Origin of the sequence: Arthrobacter sp. fls2-241-R2A-200 (assembly GCF_030209745.1) — a bacterium.
Lineage (GTDB): Bacteria > Actinomycetota > Actinomycetes > Actinomycetales > Micrococcaceae > Arthrobacter.
Window position 1 is genome coordinate 1 of the sequence record NZ_JARVRJ010000003.1, and the last position, 14,512, is coordinate 14,512.

Annotated in this window: 12 protein-coding genes; 4 read left to right on the forward strand and 8 right to left on the reverse strand. The window is 63.2% G+C overall.

The genetic code is table 11. The annotated features are described in order from the left end of the window. Positions 1-268: 268 nt before the first annotated feature. Positions 269-937: a response regulator gene (locus QRN42_RS03160; RefSeq protein WP_284978048.1), complete on the reverse strand. Its 669-nt coding sequence runs from the start codon at positions 935-937 to the stop codon at positions 269-271. Then, positions 930-2,558: an ATP-binding protein gene (locus QRN42_RS03165; protein ID WP_284978049.1), complete on the reverse strand. Its 1,629-nt coding sequence runs from the start codon at positions 2,556-2,558 to the stop codon at positions 930-932. Before QRN42_RS03165 ends, QRN42_RS03160 begins: the two co-directional genes overlap by 8 nt. A gap of 188 nt (positions 2,559-2,746) precedes the next feature. On the opposite strand from QRN42_RS03165, the gene QRN42_RS03170 reads away from it, so the two are divergent. From QRN42_RS03170 to QRN42_RS03180, 3 genes are all read left to right on the forward strand, one after another. Beyond that, positions 2,747-3,601 carry an ABC transporter ATP-binding protein gene (locus QRN42_RS03170; RefSeq protein ID WP_284978050.1) on the forward strand — a complete coding sequence of 285 codons (855 nt, stop codon included), beginning with the start codon at positions 2,747-2,749 and terminating at the stop codon, positions 3,599-3,601. After that, the gene (locus QRN42_RS03175; RefSeq protein WP_284978051.1) at positions 3,598-4,482 is read left to right on the forward strand and encodes an ABC transporter permease; all 885 of its coding nucleotides are present in this window, start codon (positions 3,598-3,600) and stop codon (positions 4,480-4,482) included. Before QRN42_RS03170 ends, QRN42_RS03175 begins: the two co-directional genes overlap by 4 nt. An 86-nt stretch (positions 4,483-4,568) precedes the next feature. Continuing rightward, complete coding sequence (locus tag QRN42_RS03180) at positions 4,569-5,681, forward strand: ABC transporter substrate-binding protein (RefSeq protein WP_284978052.1); 1,113 nt, start codon at positions 4,569-4,571, stop codon at positions 5,679-5,681. Between the two features lie 78 nt (positions 5,682-5,759). Here QRN42_RS03180 and QRN42_RS03185 read toward each other — a convergent pair whose 3' ends face one another. Continuing rightward, entirely contained in the window at positions 5,760-5,954 is a 195-nt protein-coding gene (locus tag QRN42_RS03185) for a YegP family protein (RefSeq protein WP_284978053.1), read from the reverse strand. Between the two features lie 199 nt (positions 5,955-6,153). Here QRN42_RS03185 and nboR point away from each other — a divergent pair, with 199 nt between their 5' ends. Beyond that, the gene (gene nboR / locus QRN42_RS03190; RefSeq protein WP_284978054.1) at positions 6,154-6,765 is read left to right on the forward strand and encodes a nicotine blue oxidoreductase; all 612 of its coding nucleotides are present in this window, start codon (positions 6,154-6,156) and stop codon (positions 6,763-6,765) included. A 19-nt stretch (positions 6,766-6,784) separates the two neighbouring features. Here the strand turns inward: nboR and QRN42_RS03195 are convergent, their stop codons facing one another. From QRN42_RS03195 to QRN42_RS03215, 5 genes are all read right to left on the reverse strand, one after another. Continuing rightward, complete coding sequence (locus QRN42_RS03195) at positions 6,785-9,592, reverse strand: molybdopterin-dependent oxidoreductase (protein WP_284978055.1); 2,808 nt, start codon at positions 9,590-9,592, stop codon at positions 6,785-6,787. Continuing rightward, on the reverse strand, positions 9,582-10,517 hold the full coding sequence (locus QRN42_RS03200) for an FAD binding domain-containing protein (RefSeq protein WP_284978056.1): 936 nt from the start codon (positions 10,515-10,517) through the stop codon (positions 9,582-9,584). The genes QRN42_RS03195 and QRN42_RS03200 overlap by 11 nt, the downstream gene beginning before the upstream one ends. Next, positions 10,508-11,755 carry an XdhC family protein gene (locus tag QRN42_RS03205; protein ID WP_284978057.1) on the reverse strand — a complete coding sequence of 416 codons (1,248 nt, stop codon included), beginning with the start codon at positions 11,753-11,755 and terminating at the stop codon, positions 10,508-10,510. The genes QRN42_RS03200 and QRN42_RS03205 overlap by 10 nt, the downstream gene beginning before the upstream one ends. 333 nt (positions 11,756-12,088) lie before the next feature. Next, a complete protein-coding gene (locus QRN42_RS03210) occupies positions 12,089-13,597 on the reverse strand; it encodes an NCS2 family permease (protein WP_284978058.1) in 1,509 nt (502 codons plus the stop codon). A gap of 15 nt (positions 13,598-13,612) precedes the next feature. Beyond that, the gene (locus QRN42_RS03215) at positions 13,613-14,107 is read right to left on the reverse strand and encodes a nucleoside deaminase (RefSeq protein ID WP_284975081.1); all 495 of its coding nucleotides are present in this window, start codon (positions 14,105-14,107) and stop codon (positions 13,613-13,615) included. Between the last annotated feature and the right edge of the window lie 405 nt (positions 14,108-14,512).

Here is a 14,512-nt window from a genome sequence, read left to right on the forward strand (position 1 = left end):
CCGCACGCCGCTACTTCAAAAACGACACCCACTCCATCGTCACCAAAACACTCCAGATGTTGGCGGCGAGGGGCGAGGTCGAGGAGGGCGCGCCGTCGTACGCCATTGACCGCTACAAGTTGTTGGACGTCACCGCCGGCACCACCGGCGGATCAGGCGGAGACGCCTAAGAAACACGCGCAACGCAAGGCCGGCAAAGGTTGGGAAACCAGCCCTTGCCGGCCTTTGTCGCGTCGTTACGGCGTCGCGTCGTTACGGCGTCGCGTCGTTACGGCACCGTATAGGAGTTGAGCGGCCTGCCCGTGGTCCCATACGTGAGGTCCAGGACAAGAAGGCCCTTCCGTTCAAGGGAGCTGAGATAGCGCTGGGCTGTTGGACGGCTGACACCGAGCTGGTCAGCGATCTCCGCTGCGCTGATGGGGCCGCCTGCTGTCCGAACGGCGTCGAACACTTTTTGCATGGTGGGTTGCAAGCGCGGTACCGGCGCCGCGGGCTTAACCCCGGCCGAGCGGGCGTTGTAGAGGCTGTCGATGGTGGCCTGGTTGCCTGTGGACGCAGATTCGAGCTCCTGGCGCCACTTCCGGTAGGACTCCAACTGGGTCTTGAGCCGTTCGAAGCCGAAAGGCTTGACCAAGTAGTAGACGGCGCCGCTGGTCATGGCCGACTTCACGGTCGCCAAGTCCTGTGCAGCGGTGATGATGATGCAGTCCACCGGGTTCCCGGAGGCCTGCAGCGAGCGCAGGAGCGACAGGCCGTCCTCGTCCGGGAGATGGATGTCCAGCAACAACAGGTCCGGGGCCAGCCGCGAGATCGCCTCGCGCGCCGATGCCGCTGTGTACGCCTGACCAACGCATTCGAAGCCATCCACCCTGTCCACACGGGACGCGTGGATTCCGGCGACCCGGAAATCGTCGTCAACAACCAACGTCTTAATCAACGCCTGTGCTCCTGTCCTTCTCCGCTACGTTGGGGTTGGCCGGCAGCCACACCTCAAAATGTCCACCGGGTCCGGGGAAAACGTCCAAGGTTCCCCCCGCCCGGTGCACGATCCTGCTCACCAAAGCCAAGCCAATGCCGCGCCGCATGCCTGGCCGCGGCTCCTTGGTGGAGTAACCATCCACGAGCACCTGCTCGACCCTATCCGCTGGGACTCCCGGGCCGTTGTCCCGCACGGCAATGAACACGCCGTCGGCGTCGTCAAAGTGTACCGATACCGTGCGTGGCCGGGGCGTGTTGGCGAGCGCGTCCACTGCGTTGTCGAGGAGGTTTCCCACGATGGTCAGCAGCTCGGCCTGGTCAACCTCGGGATGTTCAAGCCGGGAGCCGGGCGTCACCGTCATTTGGACGTCCTGTTCGGCGGCGACTGCGACCTTGGCCAGCAGCAAAGCCGCCAATTCGGGCGGCGCGATCCGGGAGCGAAGGCCCTCGCCAAGCGAACGGGACATGCTGGACACCTGGGAAACGAACGCCTTGGCCTGGTCCACGTCGCCCATCTCCAGCAGCCCGTCAACGATGTGCAGCCTGTTGGCGTACTCGTGCTCGAGGGCGCGCATTGCTTCCATGAGTCCTTGGATCGAGTGGAGGTCCCGGACCAGGCCCTCAATCTCCGTTCGGTCGCGCAGGGTCACCACCGAACCGATGCTCCGTCCCGCCGTCGCCACAGGCATTCGATTGACCACCAGCAGGGAATCTTCCGTGAGCGCCACTTGATCGGCGCCGGAGAGCTTGCCGGTCAACAGATCGCGAAGCCGGCCGTCCGGGATCAGCTCCGCAACAGGCTTGCCCAGCGCTTCGCCCTCCACGTGCAGCAAACGCCTTGCCTCCCCGTTGATGACCGTCACCTTGCCGTCGTCGTCAAGCCCGACGACGGCCTCCCGGATTCCATGCAGCAGCGCCTCGCGCTCTTGCAACAGTGAGGCGATCTCGGCCGGCTCAAGGTCGAACGTGACGCGTTTGATCCGGCGGGACAGAAGCAGGGAAGCAATGAAACCCAGGGCAAGGACCAGCGCCGAGAATCCGGTGATCAGCCAGATGTTCCGGACCTGGTTGTCCAGGACATGTGTCTCTTCGATCCCGACGGAGACTTGGCCTATTACCGATCCGTCGCTGCCGAATATGGGGGCCTTGGCATTTGCGGAAGTGCCCAGGCTGCCGGGGTCGAAACCAACATGCGTTTGGCCGTCCAAAACAGCCACGGGTTCCTCGAGCCTGCGTCCAATCAAGGTGGGATCCGGGTGGGAGAAGCGCACACCGTTCCGGTCGCTGACCACCACGTAGTCCGGCTGGGCTGCGGAGGTGATCTGCTGCGCCAAACCCGCGATCACCTTCTGCGGATCACCGGCTGCCAGCGCAGACCTGATCTCCGGCATTTGGGCAGTGGTGGTGGCAATGCCCAAGGCACGGAGCTGGTACTGCTGGTCCAATGTCTGGTTGCTGATCATCGTGAACAAGACGCCGCCCAAGACAACGGTGAGGAACAGCAAGGACAGCGAGGCCAGGAGAATCTGCGTGGTCAGGGTGGAGAAACGGCTCCGCTTTGCAAGGGGCGTACGGGTCATCGGAATCCGTGCCTTGGCGACGTATTAGCGGTACTGCAGAAAACGCACAAAACGTGCACTTTTGCGGCTAAAGCGCACATGTTACCGAACTCTTCTTGCATGAATGATCACTTCCTAAGCTTTACATAGTTTCAGTGATCCACATCACTAACTTCTTCCGAAGTACCTGAGACAGAGAGGTCTTGGCAATGAATAGTAACCACCCCCACCGGGCGCCACGAGCGGCCGATAAAACCGAAGAGGGGGCCCGGATCGAGATAGCGGGATTGACCAAGCGCTATCTCACACCGAAGGGCGAAACGTTTACCGCCATCCAGGACGTCACCGTGAACGTCGAGGCCGGCCAGTTTTGCTCGATCGTCGGGCCCACCGGCTGCGGTAAGTCCACCACGCTGGCTCAAGTCTCCGGCTTGGAGCGGCCCAGCGCAGGCTCTGTGAGTGTCGGCGGCTCCCTGGTGGAGGGCATCACCAACGGGGTGAGCTACATGTTCCAAGCGGACGCGTTGTTCCCCTGGAAGAGCGTCCTCAGCAACGTCATGATGGGGCCGATCCTTCTGGGCATGCCCAAACGCGAAGCCACCGACCTTGCCCGCGACTGGCTCCGGCGGGTTGGCCTGGCCGGATTCGAAGATCGCTACCCGCATCAGCTTTCCGGCGGCATGCGCAAGCGTGTGGCCATGGCTGCTGCCCTGATCAACAACCCGCGCATCCTCCTCATGGATGAGCCCTTTGGGGCACTCGATGTCCAGACCAAAGCGATCATGCAGAACGAACTGCTCAAGCTCTGGGAAGAACTGCGGCCATCGGTCCTTTTCATCACCCACGACCTGGACGAGGCTGTGGCGCTTTCGGACAAGGTGGTCATCATGACCACCAGCCCGGGATCGGTGAAGGACGTCTTCGACATCGACCTTCCCAGGCCCCGCGGGAATGTGCAGGAAATCCGCCACGAGGAGCGCTTCCTCGAACTCCAGGGCCACATCTGGGAATCCCTGAAAGACGAAGTGACCCGTGCTTACGCACGAACGGCAGGTGCAGCATGACAACCCTCACACACAGCGGATCCCGCAAGATCGAGAAACCCATGGAACCAGAAGCAGCAGCAAAAGCGGCCGGCCGCAGTAAGGCCCGGCGTCGTACGATGTCGATCTGGATCGGCCGAGTGGCGCTGGCCGTCATCGTCATCGGCGGTTGGCAGTGGTTCACCACCGAGGGCTGGGTGGATAAGTTCTTCTTCGGCCAGCCATCCGAAATCTGGAGCAGCCTCGTGAAGCTGTTCACCGAAGGCACGGCTTTCGGCACCATTTGGGAGAACCTCTGGATCACGGCCCAAGAAGCCTTCCTTGGATTCATCCTCGGAACGCTCGTGGGCGTCGTGCTCGGCATTCTTCTCGGTTCCAACAAGTACCTGTCCGCCGTCGTGGGCCCCTACATCCGGATCGTCAACTCGATTCCCCGTATCGTGCTGGGCTCGATCTTCATCGTTGCCTTCGGCCTGGGCGTCTTCCCGAAGATCCTGCTCGCGGCAGTGCTCGTCTTCTTCGTGGTGTTCTTCAACGCATTCCAAGGCGTCCGTGAAGTGGACCAGAACCTGGTGGCTAACGTGCGGGTGCTCGGCGCCTCGCCGATCCAAGTGGCGATGCACGTAACCATTCCGTCCGCGATGACGTGGATCATCGCCAGCCTCCACACAGCGTTCGGCTTCGCGATCATCGGTGCCCTCGTGGCCGAAGTGCTCGGCGCCCAGCAAGGCATCGGCTTGATCATCAGCCAGGCACAAGGAACTTTCGATCCCAACACCGTCTTCGCTTGCATGGTGATCATCGCAGTGGTCACCCTCGCCGCCGAGTACCTCATCGGCGCGTTGGAGCACAAGCTCCTGAAGTGGCGGCCGCCAAACCGTTCCGAAGCCCAAGCCATCTAAGTACCGGCAGTCACCCAGTTTTCACCCGCAGTACCCCACTAGAACACCCATATCCCTCCGGGGATCCAAAAAGGATGCGTAAAACAATGATGAAGCGCACTATGTTTGTCGCCGCTGCCGCTGGAGCCGTTGCGCTCAGCCTCACAGGATGCGGCAGCAGCAGCACCCCCGCCAGCAATGGAAGCTCCGCAAGCGGTGGCGCCTCAGCGGACACCAGCTCGATGCCGACCGTCAAGATGATGGTGGGTGGAATCGACAAGCAGATCTACCTGCCCTACCAACTGGCGGAAAGCCTCGGCTACTACCAGAAGTACGGCGTCAAGATGGAACTGTCCACCGAGTCCCAGGGTGGCGTCGGCGCTGAAGACGCGATGGCCTCCGGACAGGTGGACATGGCCGGAGCCTGGTACGTCCACACGGTCGACTTCCAGTCCAAGGGCAAGAACGTCATCAACTTGGTGCAACTCTCCGGAGCTCCCGGCGAACGCATCATGTGCAACCCGAAGGCCAACGTCAAAACCGGAGCCGACCTCAAGGGCAAGACGGTAGGCGTCACGGACCTCGGCTCCGGAACCGATGAGCTCACCCAGTTCATCGCTGCCAAGGGCGGCCTCTCCAAGAGCGACTACCACACCATCGCCGTCGGATCCGGTTCCACAGCGATTGCGGCAATCCAGCGTGGTTCTGCCGATTGCGTGATGACCACCCAGCCCACAGTGGGGGCTTTGGAAAGCAAGAACCTCGCTGTTCCTTCCATCGATCTCGCCACTTCTGAGGGCGCCCAGGCAGCACTGGGCGGTAGCCTTCCGTCCGCTGGCCTGTTGGCCCAATCAGACTGGGTCAAGTCGCACGAAGACGCAGCGCAGAAGGTGGTCAACGCCCTCGTTGACACCATGCACTGGATCAGCACGCACTCCGCAAAGGATATCGCCGACAAACTGCCGCAGTCATTCGTGCAGAACAGCACCATCAGCAAGGACCAGTACGTGTCCGCGCTGGACAAGGACAAGGGCCAGTTCCTGCCGGACGGCTTGATGCCCGCAGGTGGACCCAAGACGATCTTCGCCGAAGAGAAGACCATCGGCGTCGACACCTCCAAGGTCAACATCCCCGACACCTTCACGCAGAAGTACGCTCAGGCGGCGCTCAAGCTCGAGGGCTACACCCCCACCACGACGCCCGCCGGTGCGGACGGCTAACCCGTACTCCCAGCCAGGCATAACAGCAGCGGCAGTGCTTCCGAGCACTGCCGCTGTTGTTTATTTACGAATCCTGTTTTACTTGGCCGCGAGTGAGCGGCGATCCACCACGAACCCCGTGGCGGCATTTTCCCTGACAGCGTTGATCCCTGCCACGACTGCCTTCAGGGTTGGAAACTGCGGCGACTCTGCCACAACAGTGCCGTCCTCGGCCGTCAGCCGGAAACGGAATGCACTTGGTCCTGCTTGGAGTATCTCGAAACTGCCCGCCATCGTCCCCTGTTCCTATGCGTTGGTTCTCTACGCGTCGTTGCGTACCCGAGCTCTCTTCTTGACTCTCCCATCGACCATAACGGCCATTCCAAGCAACGTGTAGCCCTACTGATCGGTAATACGAAACCGATATTGGTAGATCTTTTGCCCGCCACGGGAATCCAAGGACCATTCGACGTGTCCCGCGTATGGTGAAGGGATGACCCAAAGAAGCGCCAATGCCACCACGGGAGTGCTGCTTGCAGCAGGTGCTGGAACCCGACTGGGACTCGGTCCCAAAGCGCTGCTTCCCTTCCATTCCCGCACTCTTGTGGAGGTAATTGCCGGCATCCTTTCCGAGGGCGGATGCTCGGAGGTAGTGGTGGTCCTCGGTGCCGAAGCTGCTGCCGTCCGCAGTTCCACCGACCTCTCCGGGTACCTGGTGGTTGAGAATCAAGACTGGGCCAAAGGGATGGCCGGGTCCTTCCGATCAGGCATCGACGCCGCAACACGGGGTAACAACATCATGGTGGCCTTAGTGGACCAGCCCGGACTGACCGCTGCGGCAGTGAGCAGGCTGCTGGGCAGTCACCGGCCAGGGCGGGTCACAGCCGCTGCGTATCCGGACGAGTCAGGCCACCTGAAGCGTCGGCACCCGGTGATTTTCGACGTCGGACTCCGCGAGCAAGCTGCGGAAGCAGCGGCGGGTGACACGGGGGCGCGATCCTTCCTCAAGGCCCATCCGGGTTTGGTGGACCTGGTGGATTGCAGCGACGTCTGCTCAGGCGCGGACTTGGATACCAAGGATCAGCTGTACCTGCTGGACGGGTAGATTTGCGGGCCGTACCCAACTAGTTGCGTATGAGGGTGCGGTCACGGAGCGCCAGGTAGATCTTGTCCCGGGCAATGGGCAGCTCAGCAAAGCGGATGCCCGTTGCGTTTCGGATGGCGTTGGCCAGCGCTGGTGCCACCGGGTTGAACGGACTCTCGCTCATGGACTTGGCGCCGAGGGGCCCGGTGGAGTCATTGGTCTTGGCGAAATACACCTCACTCCGGGGCACGTCCGCGAACGAAGGAATGTGATACTGCCGCAGAATGTCCGTGGTGACCCTGCCGGCGTCGTCCACTTTCACTTCCTCGTAGAGCACGGCGCCGAGCGCCTGCGCAATACCGCCCTCGATCTGCCCGCGGCACTGCCGCGGATTCACCACGACGCCGGCGTCGGCCGCTTGGACACTCTGCAGGATCCGCAGCTCACCCGTGCCGGTATTAACAGCCACGCGGAAGCCATGGACGTTGAACGCGACAGACCGGGGCGTTCCTCCCCAGTTGCCGTCGGTGGCGAGCCGGACGCCTTGAAGGTGGGCGGCGTCGTGGATTTCCTTCAGCGGCACCGTTCGCCCTCCGCAGTCAACGGCGCCGTCCACCAACCGGCAATCCGCTAACGAGACGCCGGTGAGGGACGCCGCCACCGTCTGGATGCGTGTGGCCAGCTCGAGCGCCGCCCCCAGCGTCGCCTTCCCGGCCACCACGGTCCCTGCCGAGCCGAAGGCACCGGTATCGTGCTCCACCAGATCGGTATCGGACTGGCGCACGGTCACGCGGTCTGCCGATGTTGCGAGCGCCGTGGCAGCCAGTTGCGCATGGACAGTGGTGGTGCCGTTCCCGAATTCCGCAGTTCCGACGTCGACGGCGAACCGTCCGTCCGCTTCCAGGCTCACCCGGGTGTGGGCGAAGTGGCCCCGCGGCGGAACGGTGTCGATCATGGAGAGCGCAGAGCCTTCGCCGATCACCCATTCGGGCCCGAGGTCCTCCAACCCGGCAGCGCGGTACCGTTCCTTGCCGCGGTCCAAAGCGTCGCGGACCAACGCCACGCATTGGTCCAGCCCGTAACTGCCGTAGTGGACATCTTCCTCGGGCTCGGGCGTCGTGGAGAGCATGTGGTCACCGGGCCTGACCATGTTCTTGAGCCGGAATTCCAAGGGGTCCATGCCGATTCCGATGGCCAGTTCGTCAATGGCCGACTCGATCGCGAAGATCATCTGGCTCAGTCCGTAGCCCCGGAAGGCGCCAGCGGGAACCGTGTTGGTATAGACGGCGTGGGCATCCACTTTTTTGTTCACACACTTGTAGACGGCCAATGATTCGCCGCAGCCGTGGAACATCACGCCGGGAGCATGGTTACCGTAAGCCCCGGTGTTGGTGAGGACGTCGAGCTGGAGGGCCGTCAGCTGCCCGTCCCGGCTCGCGCCGGCCTTGAGGTGGATGGTGAACGGGTGGCGTGTGGTGGTGGCCGTGAACTGTTCGGTCCTGGTGAACTCAAGTTGCACGGGACGCTTCAGGGCCAAGGCCGCGAGGGCCACCACATCCTCCGTGAGGACTTCCTGCTTGCCGCCGAACCCGCCACCAACCCTGCCTGCGACCACCCGAATGCTTTCCGGCGCGAGGTTGAAAACCCGGCTCAAGGTCCGCTTCACCAAGAACGGCACCTGCGTGGACGAGCGGACCATTAACCGGCCATCCTCATCAATCAAGGCGATGGAAGCATGGGTCTCCATTGCCACATGCTGGACACGCTGGGTGCTGTAGGTGTGTTCATGGATGAAGTCGGCGGCTTCAAAGCCTTCAGCGACGCTACCCAGCTCCGCGTGGACCTCGGCCACCACGTTGTTCAGCGGCCTCGAGATGCGCGAGAAAACTCCGTCTTTATCACCATGGATCGCCGGGGCGCCGGGAAGGATGGCCTCCTGGGGGGTGAACACCGGCTCCAGGAGTTCGTACTGCACAGCCAGCGCGCGGGTTCCGGCCTCGGCGGCAGCAACGGATTCGGCGACGACGGCGGCAACCCGCTGTCCGATGAAGCGCACCACGTTATCCAGGACACGGGTGTCATCGGGATCGTCGGTGAAGTTCTCGTGCTGGGCCGTGGAGAACAACAGCTGCGGTGCGTCCTCATGCGTGAACACTGCAACGACGCCGGGGACTGCCAAAGCCGGGGCCTTGTCAATGGAGACGATCCGGGCGTGCGGGTACGGCGACCGGGCTAGCTTCATGTGCAGCAACCCCGGAAGCTGCTCGGCGGGGATGTCCAAGGTGTAGCGGGCCGTGCCTGTGACTATTGCCTGGCCTGCGGGGGCCGGGACGTCGTCCCCGAGTTGGCCAGGCGTAGCCTCCACAGCGGTTGGCGACTGTGCCCCGGAAACGTCAGCTCCGGCGTCGTGCTGGTGATCGTCACCGTGACCGCAGACGGCGTCGGCGATGGAGCGGTAACCGGTGCAGCGGCAAAGGTTGCCCTTGAGGTTGCGGGGCAGGTTGGCGCGTTGTTCGTCGTCGAACGTGGCCGCGGTCATCATCATCCCGGCGGTACAGAAACCGCATTGGAAGCCTTGGCTTTCGAGAAACTGTTCCTGCACGGGGTGGAGTTCCCCGCCTTGGGACAATCCCTCGATGGTGGTAACCGCCTTGCCCTTGGCCCGGACGGCGGGGTAGATGCAACTGTGCACGGGTTTGCCATCGACGTGGACGGTGCAGGCACCGCAATCGCCCCCGTCACAGCCCTTTTTGACGCCGAAGTTGCCCTCTTCGCGGAGGAAGGTGCGGAGGCATTGACCGGGGCGGGGTGTGGCCTGCGAGGGCGCGCCGTTGATCTCAATTGCCATGGTGGGCCTCCTTCTGGGTGCCTGAAGCTTGGGGTTGGGTGGATGGCTGCGGCGAGGTGGCATGCGGAGGCCAGAAATCGCCGGATACGGTCATCGACTCGCCCAGCAATTCGGCGCGGATCTCCTCGGCGAGTTTGAACGTCATGTCGCGGCGCCAGGCCGGGAGCCCGTGGATGTCATCGTGGTACAGCGGCCAAGGGATGGATTCGCCGACGGCGTCAGCCAGCGTCCCGGCGTCGGGAACCTGCCCGGCGGGGAACCTCAGCTGTACTGGCCTTTTGGTGGAAGCGGTCACTGTGATCACCAAGGTGTTGTCCGCGTCGAGGCGGCCGATGAGCAGGACCCCGGAACGGCCGAGGTTGCTGAGTGATAAACGCCGGAACGCAACCCTGGCGGACAGGGCCGTGGCTGGCAAGTGGACGCTGCGGAGCAACTCCCCCGGGGCAAGTATTGTCTGCATGTCCCCGATCACGACGTCGGCCACCGGGACTGTGCGACTGCCGCCATCCGGGCTGAGGATGGTGGCAACGCCGTCGAGTCCTGCGCACAATGACGTCATGGGTCCGGCAGGCAACCCGGTGCAGATGTTGCCGCCCACCGTGGACATGTTCCAGATCTTGAAGGAGGCCACGAACGAGTCACAGCACGGGCGGATCAAGGCCAATCCGGGCCATTCCAGGGTTGCGGCCGCTGGCGAAACGGGCACGGCGTAGAGCTCGGCGACGGTGCAGGTGGCAGCGAGTTCGATTCCCTCATCGGTCACCGTGACAGCCGGCCAATCAGCTTGGCCCAGATCGAGGAGGCGTTTAAGGACGGTGCTGCCGTAGGAGAAAAGGACCGTGCCACCGGCAAGCCAGGCGTCGCCGTCGCGCCACTGGGCCGGATCGGTGGTGGGGACCACGGCCTCGATGGTGTTCATGTCCATGAGTCCTCCTGGGTGGGGGTAGTTGGGGCTGGAGGCGCAGCGTGGATGGGCCCTGTGCTGTCCTTGAGGGACGGGAACCCAGGGGCTTCCAGGGTTGGCCGCCGGGTTCCGGCCCCGCGCTCGGCGATGATTTCAGCCGTGATGGAGACGGCTACCTCCGCCGGGGTGACCGCGCCGAGGTCCAGGCCTATGGGCGAATGCAGCTGTTCCAGGGCCTCGGCAGGCGTGCCGGCGTCAAGCAGGGCGTCGACCCGCTGTCGGTGGCTGCGCCGGGATCCCATCGCGCCCACATAGGCCACGTTGAGGTGAAGCGCGGTTTCGAGCAAGGGGATGTCGAATTTCGGGTCATGGGTCAGGACGCAGATCACGGTGCGGGAATCGATGCGCCCGGCTGCCGTTTCTGCTTGGAGGTAGCGGTGTGGCCAGTCGGACACCACCGAATCAGCCCCGCTGAAGCGGCTTTGCCCTGCAAAAGCCGGGCGGGCATCACACACGGTGACGTCATAGCCGAGCAGTTTCCCGGCGGGGAGCAAGGCTGCTCCGAAGTCATTCGCGCCGAAAATCACCATGCGCGCCGACGGTAAGCGGGTTTCGACGAACAACGTAATGGGCTGCGGTTCCGCTTCCTCCCTGGGTGGGGCTGCCAACCTCTCGGTTGTGACCCAGCCGTCGATGCAGCCTGCAGGTGGTGCCAGCCGCACCAAGCCCGCGCGGCCTCCTTGGAGCAGCGGCTCTATCTGGGCAGCAGCTGCGAAAACTGTGGCGGGATGGTCTCCGACGAGATGGGCCAATTCGGGCGACTCCATGGCCCGGAACCGGACAGGATCGTTCACCATGACTACTCCCCCGCCGGTATCAAGGCGGCGAATGATGGCCGCCGGCTGCTCGGCGTCCACAACACCGGAAAATTCCGGCAGCCCACGTGTCAAAGGCTGGATGTGGACTTCGAGTTCCCCTCCACAGGTGAGCCCGACGGCGAACGCATCCGCGTCGCTGTAACCGAACGACTCAAGGCGGGGTCCGCCGTCGCGCAGTGCTTCCAGGGCGGCCTCCACGACGGCGCCTTCCACGCAGCCGCCGGACAAACTGCCCAGTATTTCGCCATGTTCGGAGATCATCATCGAGGTCCCGGCGGGGCGCGGCACGGAGCCACCGGTTCCCACGATCGTGGCCACAGCGCATCGCTGGCCAGAGATCGCAGGCCGCCAACTGCCCAGTGAAGGCATCAGATCCAGCATGGCAACACGTCCTTTATCCAGGTGTCCCGGCCAAGTGGCCCGGCCGGAGCAGTGCGCGATCTTGCCCCATGGTCTCACTCCCGGAGGACGTTCAGGGGTAGTCGCGGCTTATCGGTAAGAGTTATTAGGTGCGGGGGCAAGGGCTTCATCTCCCTGCCCCCGCGCCATAGCGGAGCATCAGAACCGTTCCTGAATCAACAGGGCCGCCGCCCGCCGTCGTGCCCTTCTTTGGTGGTGCTCCAGAAGGGCCACGACGGCGGACGCCTATTCGTGCGGTGGGTTCCGACGGACCGCCGATCGGAACGCCGGGTGGTGGCCCGGCGGGTGGGGAGGCTAAATACCCATCAGGGCGTTGATGGGTCCCCGGGCAAAGTAGATGATGAAGCCCGCGGTAACCACCCACATGAGGGGATGCACTTTCCTGGCCCTGCCGGACGCCCCGCTGATCACGGCGAAGGAGATGAACCCGACGCCGATGCCGTTGGCAATGGAGTACGTCAACGGCATGGTCACGATGGTCAGGAACGCCGGCAATGCGATGGAGAACTTGGTGAACTTGATCTCGCGGATCTGCGCCATCATCATCGCGCCCACCACCACCAAAGCTGCGGCGGCGACTTCCAGCGGCACCACCGACGTGAGCGGGGTGAAGAACATAGAACCCAGGAACAGCACCCCGGTCACCACCGAGGCCAATCCCGTACGGGCGCCCTCCCCGATACCCGCGGCGGAGTCGATGTACACAGTGTTGGACGAGCCCGACGTCGCGCCGCCCGCCACTGCGCCGAAGCCTTCGACGATGAAGGCCGACTTGAGCCTGGGGAACGTTCCGTCCTTGTGTGCCACACCGGCGCTCTTGGCCAAGCCGGTCATGGTGCCCATGGCATCAAAGAAGTTGGTGAACACCAAGGTAAAGACCAGCATGGTTGCGGCCAATCCGCCGATCCTGGCGAACGAACCGAACAGGTCGAAGTGGCCCACGAGGCTCAGGTCCGGGGCAGAGACCAGCTGGCCCGAAAGGACCGGCGTGTTCAGATGCCAGCCACCGGGGTTGCTGGCACTGCTGGGGCCGATATGGAAGACAGCCTCGACCACGGCGGCAAGGATCGTGGTGGCCACGATGCCGATGAGCAAGCCGCCCTGGATTTTACGGGCCACCAGGATACCCATGGCCAGCAATCCGATAATAAAGACAAGGGTAGGGATGGAGGTGATGGAGCCGCCGTTGCCGAGCTGCACCGGTGGACCGCCCGCGGTGGGACGAACAAATCCGGAGTCCACAAAGCCGATGAAGGCGATGAACAGGCCGATGCCAACGGTGATGGCGGCCTTCAGCTCCTTGGGCACGGCTTTGAAGATCGCCGTCCGGGCGCCGGTCACGCCGAACAGGACGATCAGGATGCCGTTGATGACCACCAGGCCCATGGCCTCGGGCCAGGTCACCTCATGGATGACGGCCACTGCAAGGAACGAGTTGATGCCGAGGCCTGCTGCCAGCCCGAACGGCAGGTTGGCGATCAGGCCGAAGATGATGGTCATGACGCCGGCCGTGAGTCCGGTAACGGCGCCTACCTGCGCCGCTGAGAGCCAGCCGCCGGCGACGTCGGTGGGTGCGTTTTGCGCGGAGAATCCACCGAGGATCAGTGGGTTGAGGATCACGATGTAGGCCATGGTGAAGAACGTGACCAAGCCGCCGCGGAATTCGCGCGCCAGCGTGGAGCCACGCTGGGAGATCTGGAAGAACTTATCCAGGAAGGAGTGTGGGGCCGGAGGCTTGCCGCCAGTGGTGTGCTGGGCGGGTCCGGTCTCTGTGTGCATTTCTGCGGGATCCAGGATTGTCATGTCAGCCACCGGGCCCTAGTAGTCAATCCTGGAATCGAGCGTGTTCCATGTGGTAAACGGCTGGAGGGCCGCCGGAGCCTGGGGGTCGCCCAGTTCCAGCTTGGCTACCGGCATCAGCGCGTCCCGGTTGTCGTTCTCGAAGTACTCGTAGAAGACGGCGTCATCGAAGCCGACGGATGCGGCGTCGTGGCGGTCTGCGGCAAAGAACACGCGGTCAACGCGTGCCCAAAGGGCTGAGGCCAGGCACATGGGGCAGGGCTCGCAGCTGGTGTAGAGGGTTGCTCCGCTCAGATCGAACGTTTCCAGTTCGCGGCAGGCGTTACGGATAGCCGTGACTTCTGCGTGTGCGGTGGGATCGTTCGTGGCGGTCACGCGGTTGACGCCTTCGAAGGCTCGTCCGTCCGCGGTGACAATGACGGCGCCGAACGGGCCACCACTGTTGAGGACATTGGCTGTTGCCAGCTCAATGGAAGTGGCCAGGAATTGCTCGGCCGTGACGGTTGTACTCATGTTGCGACTTCCTTAGTGCTGAGGAAGCCAGGTGACCTGTCGGGGGGCACCTCAAAGAGAGGTCCGGTTAGCTTGGTTACCAGGCTTCAGCATGTGCGATGAAGGTTAAGTTGCGCCTGGTAGATAGCTTCCCGAAGTCCGGGTGCCCGCCTTTGGCAGTTAGAGCGTAGCACCGGGGTTGTGAGCAGCGCCATAGTTTTTTGAAAACTTAATTTCGTCATGCGAAATTACTTATTCTGGCCCGGGTGCCGTCCGAATGTGACTGTTCCGTGCCCGCGGGCGTTGACTGCCGCCGTCGGGCCTTTTACGCTTTTCGAACCGGCCGCTCCTGGGCGCCGGCAAACCTGGATCAGCAGACAGGCCTAACTGAGCTGGAACGCACATTTGCCGACCAGACAAGGAACC

What these genes read in the sequence shown, in the direction of transcription:
- QRN42_RS03165 (WP_284978049.1), bottom strand. Translation starts at nt 2,558, where the DNA reads ATGACCCGTACGCCCCTTGCAAAGCGGAGCCGTTTCTCCACCCTGACC.
- QRN42_RS03170 (WP_284978050.1), top strand. Translation starts at nt 2,747, where the DNA reads ATGAATAGTAACCACCCCCACCGGGCGCCACGAGCGGCCGATAAAACC.
- QRN42_RS03175 (WP_284978051.1), top strand. Translation starts at nt 3,598, where the DNA reads ATGACAACCCTCACACACAGCGGATCCCGCAAGATCGAGAAACCCATG.
- QRN42_RS03180 (WP_284978052.1), top strand. Translation starts at nt 4,569, where the DNA reads ATGATGAAGCGCACTATGTTTGTCGCCGCTGCCGCTGGAGCCGTTGCG.
- QRN42_RS03185 (WP_284978053.1), bottom strand. Translation starts at nt 5,954, where the DNA reads ATGGCGGGCAGTTTCGAGATACTCCAAGCAGGACCAAGTGCATTCCGT.
- nboR (WP_284978054.1), top strand. Translation starts at nt 6,154, where the DNA reads ATGACCCAAAGAAGCGCCAATGCCACCACGGGAGTGCTGCTTGCAGCA.
- QRN42_RS03195 (WP_284978055.1), bottom strand. Translation starts at nt 9,592, where the DNA reads ATGGCAATTGAGATCAACGGCGCGCCCTCGCAGGCCACACCCCGCCCC.
- QRN42_RS03200 (WP_284978056.1), bottom strand. Translation starts at nt 10,517, where the DNA reads ATGGACATGAACACCATCGAGGCCGTGGTCCCCACCACCGATCCGGCC.
- QRN42_RS03205 (WP_284978057.1), bottom strand. Translation starts at nt 11,755, where the DNA reads ATGCTGGATCTGATGCCTTCACTGGGCAGTTGGCGGCCTGCGATCTCT.
- QRN42_RS03210 (WP_284978058.1), bottom strand. Translation starts at nt 13,597, where the DNA reads ATGACAATCCTGGATCCCGCAGAAATGCACACAGAGACCGGACCCGCC.
- QRN42_RS03215 (WP_284975081.1), bottom strand. Translation starts at nt 14,107, where the DNA reads ATGAGTACAACCGTCACGGCCGAGCAATTCCTGGCCACTTCCATTGAG.